The organism is Methylobacterium sp. CCH5-D2, from assembly GCF_001556475.1.
GTDB classification, from domain to species: domain Bacteria; phylum Pseudomonadota; class Alphaproteobacteria; order Rhizobiales; family Beijerinckiaceae; genus Methylobacterium; species Methylobacterium hispanicum.
The window spans coordinates 1-3,791 of the sequence record NZ_LSIX01000957.1 but is presented as its reverse complement, the minus strand read 5'-3'; the positions used below and the strand labels follow the sequence as shown (position 1 = coordinate 3,791).

At 63.3% G+C, this 3,791-nt stretch carries 5 protein-coding genes; all 5 read left to right on the top strand.

Annotated elements, in window-relative coordinates; genetic code table 11:
• Positions 1-325: 325 nt before the first annotated feature.
• The 5 genes from AX737_RS34890 to AX737_RS33685 all read left to right on the top strand — a co-directional run bounded on the left by AX737_RS34890 (position 326) and on the right by AX737_RS33685 (position 2,990).
• Positions 326-538, top strand: a complete 213-nt coding sequence (locus AX737_RS34890; protein WP_197430721.1) for a helix-turn-helix domain-containing protein — start codon at positions 326-328, stop codon at positions 536-538.
• A 394-nt stretch (positions 539-932) separates the two neighbouring features.
• The gene (locus tag AX737_RS32595; RefSeq protein WP_082773298.1) at positions 933-1,214 is read left to right on the top strand and encodes a type II toxin-antitoxin system RelE/ParE family toxin; all 282 of its coding nucleotides are present in this window, start codon (positions 933-935) and stop codon (positions 1,212-1,214) included.
• A gap of 178 nt (positions 1,215-1,392) precedes the next feature.
• Positions 1,393-1,638: a HigA family addiction module antitoxin gene (locus AX737_RS25815; protein ID WP_245293510.1), complete on the top strand. Its 246-nt coding sequence runs from the start codon at positions 1,393-1,395 to the stop codon at positions 1,636-1,638.
• Positions 1,639-2,174: 536 nt separating this feature from the next.
• Entirely contained in the window at positions 2,175-2,546 is a 372-nt protein-coding gene (locus tag AX737_RS25805) for a helix-turn-helix domain-containing protein (RefSeq protein ID WP_066926431.1), read from the top strand.
• Positions 2,547-2,564: 18 nt separating this feature from the next.
• Entirely contained in the window at positions 2,565-2,990 is a 426-nt protein-coding gene (locus AX737_RS33685; protein ID WP_156453964.1) for an excisionase, read from the top strand.
• The last annotated feature ends 801 nt before the right edge of the window (positions 2,991-3,791 follow it).

Here is a 3,791-nt window from a genome sequence, read left to right as displayed (position 1 = left end):
CTCGTACTTCTGCACCCACACGCGCACGAGGTTGCGCGAGAGATCGTGGCGCTTGACGCAGGCGAGAACGGCAGCCCTTGTCCGGTCAAAGCCCGGGTCCACTGCGATTAAGGCCATAGCCGATGCGCTCATGGAGCGTGGTCGCCTGACCGGCAACCAGATCGCCGCCTTGTGCCGTGATGCGTATGGCGGCCGGGAGTGCGCCTATGGTGCTTGGGACGCCTGCTGGCCTGCCACCCCCCGAGCAGATCCGGTTAGGCTTCATTCCGGAGCGCATGAGGCTGGCCGCGTAGTGTGGACCAGCTCGGGAGCGCGGGAGGGCGGCATGCGGCCGGACATCCTCGTCCCGAAGCAAGTTGCTGAACGCTGGGGCTGCTCTGAGCAGCACGTCCGCAACATGGTCAACCGGGGCCAGCTCGGGCATTTCCGGCTTGGCGGCAAGCTGCTCAGGATCCCCCTCTCAGCCGTTGAGGAGGTCGAGCAGGCTCAACGTGGGCCGACCATGGCACTGCAACCTAAACCGCCAAAAAACCCGTGAAAGGGCCGCTTCCCCTTCCCCACGCGCGGCTCCTAAAGAAGGCTCACGCCGCAGCCTACTGCGGGATATCGGTCTCGGCGTTTACCCGAACCTGCCCTGTCGCGCCCGTCTCATTGGCGCCGGCTGGCCGGCAGGACGAACGCCTAATCCGCTATGACGTGCGGGACCTGGACCGGTGGATTGATGGGTTGGCGGAGCGATCGGAGACGGACGAGGAGATCCTAGCGCGGCTGGGCTGGGCCCAGCTCGTGCTAGTCGCTGGCTACGATTGAGAGCCGCGCCGGCGCCGGAGTGCCCTGTAGGGCTTGTAGCACTCGATGGAACAAAGCGCTTGCGCGCGTGTTGCAGTGAGTGGTACAACGTACCATTCGTTGCAACATGGAGCTCCTTCTTTGTGATCCTAAATTTCTATGACAGCACCACCAAGGCCGTTTTTGAAGGCCGATGCCCCAAAGGTTTCCCTGCCGCCTTACTCAAAGCCGCTCAACGGAAGTTAACTATCATGAGCGCAGCAACTAGTTTGGCTGACCTAAAAAGTCCTCCATCTAACAAGCTGCATGCACTCAAGGGAAACCGTGCCGGGCAACACGCTATTGCGGTGAACGATCAATTCCGCATCTGTTTTATTTGGACAAACGCGGGTCCAGACAGGGTGGAGTTTACAGACTATCACTGAGGGCTACGGCCCTCAGGCTATGGCTTAGAATGAAGTTAAAACATTGTTTCACAACAAGGCTTATCCGATGACTTATGCTGCAGATAGTATCGCGGATCTGCGTCGGGCCTTCGAGACGGCGGAGGCGTTTGATACGCTTCCGCCTATCCACCCGGGCGAGATCCTGCGCGAGGAGTATATGGTGCCGCTCGGCCTATCGGCCGGCGTCGTTGCCAAGGCACTTGATGTGCCTCGCTCGCGCATCGAGCGCGTCGTGAAGGAGGAGATTGGGATCAGCACGGATACCGCCCTGCGGCTGGGCCGGCTGTTTCGGACTTCCCCCCAGTTCTGGCTCAATCTGCAGGTGCAGTTTGAGAGCGAGACGCTTTTGCATGAGATCGGCGAGGAGCTTGATAAGATCACTCCCGTTCCTGAGGCGGCCTAGAGGAGGGCACGGCGCCGCCCCGCTTCTCATGAGCCATTGGACCGCGCCCCTTCTTGATAGAGAGGGCAGTGGTTATACGCGACACCATCAACGGCCAGCGCATAGGGCGAAGCTGGACTAAGCCGCGTGGGACGCTTGGCCCGGCCGAAGCAGCGGGGCGAACGAGTGCCCAGACGTGCCGTCATCGTCACTTTGGACGAGCTGCCCTTGTTCGCCGAGGATCGGGATATCGCACGGGCAATCGTCGGGGCGAGCACCGAGAAGATCAGCCACTGGCTCGCGTCTCTGCCGCTCCTTGAACGGGATGGCCTTCCCAAGAAGCACCCGGTCTACGGCCGGTATGTGCCTGCCGTGAGGCAGTTCTACGATCGCCGCTACGGGCTTCCTGCCTTCATGCCCCGGCAGGGAGGGCAGGAGGAGGAAAAGCCCTGGCCAGCGCGGAAGCGCGGGCGCCCGCCGAGTACGCCTTGAGGCCGGGCTAGGCATGTGCCGCGAGGCATGTACGATCACCCTGCCCAGGTGACGGGGAGGCCGGCATGATGCCCCTCGAAAAGCTGCTCTCGATGCAAGAGGCGGCCGACACCCTCAACGTGACCAAGAAGACCCTGCTGGAGCTTGTCCAGCAGGGCAAGATCGCCTTCGTCAACGTCGGGACCGGGACGGAGCGTGTCAGCCGCAAGTTCCGCCCGTCCGACCTGAACAGGTTCATCCAGGCGCAGCTCACGGTGTGCCAGCCGCCAAGCCGCAACATCGAGCGCGTCAAAGGGCGGCGCCGAAACACGTCGAGCGCCGCGGCCGAGGGCGGCGGCGTGCGAGCCATTCTCGCGCTGCAGCAGGGGACCGGACCAAAAGTGGGCGACCTCCGAGCGCTGCTCGCACGGCAGTCGGCTGAGAAGCCGTCCAAATAGGCGCCTGGAGGGGATATCATGGCGAAACGCCCCCTGAAGATCCCGGATCGCTCGGAAATGCGGGAGGACACGCCCCTCAGACTTGAGGTGGCCGCTGCGCTCGCATTCCCCGATGGAGGCGTAACCGTCAGCGGGCTCCGGCGTGAGCGCGATGCCGGACGCCTTGCGACCTTCTTCGTCGCCGGGAAGGAGTTCACGACCCTCAAGGACATCGCCAGCATGGTCGCGACCTGCCGCGGGCGGGCGCCAAGCAGTGTTGCCAGGGGGCTTGGGTCAGGCAGCACACGTGAGGAAGAGCCGGAGTTTTTGCGGCGCTTCAATGCACGCCTCGCGGCCAGAGACTTCCCAATAGGCGACCCGCGGCGACAGGCTGCTTACGCGGCCGCCTCTGCCGAAGCGCTTCGAAGAATGGGGCCCAGCAAGCGGAAGCCGCCGCGGCCATAGATCGCCCATGCACCGCGCTTCAAAACGTGAGAGTTGCGCGGCTAACTCAGGGTGCTGGCGCGCACGTTGGCGGCCCCTGTTCACGCCCACATCACGGTAATCCCCCGTCACGGCCCCTGATTGCCTCAGAGACCGCGGCCAGCCGATGGGTGCTGTCATGCTTATCCGCCTTACGTCTCTGACTGCCGCGCTTCTCACCACAGGGGTCAGCTTCGGCTTCCTGGTCCTAGCCGCGCAGAGCTAGGCGCGCTGAACAGGTGCGATGGGGTTCGGCGCGCAAGCCGGAGCCTGCCCGTTGAGGCCTCGGAAACCCTGATCGATCATCCTTTGGGGAACCCCCTTGCATGATGCGCGTTGGCCGGCTTGTATGTGCCTCATAGTTTTCTTGGTTGGTCCTGGGAAAGCTCGGTACGAATTCGCCCCGCCAGCCACGCGCTGCGGGGCGTTTTCATTTATCAATCCTAAACAAGATGCACCCTTCGGTTGTGCCTGTTCTCGTCCAGAACGATGAGAGCGCCAGCTCACATGCTGGAACTGCTGGCCTAATCCCATCTCCTCCCGCGGTGTGGCCAAATTGCACTATCGCAAGCGCGGCCGTTGGAGTTTCTCTCTCGCCATGTTCCCCGCCACGGGGAGAGAGATTTTAGGCCATGAAGAAGCTTCTCCTCGCCTCGACCGTGCTCGCCGGCCTGACCGCCGCCGCTTCCGCCGCCGACCTTCCGCGCCGCGCCGCGCCGCCGCCGGTGTTCACGCCGGTTCCGGTCTTCACCTGGACGGGCTTCTACGCCGGTTTCAACGCCG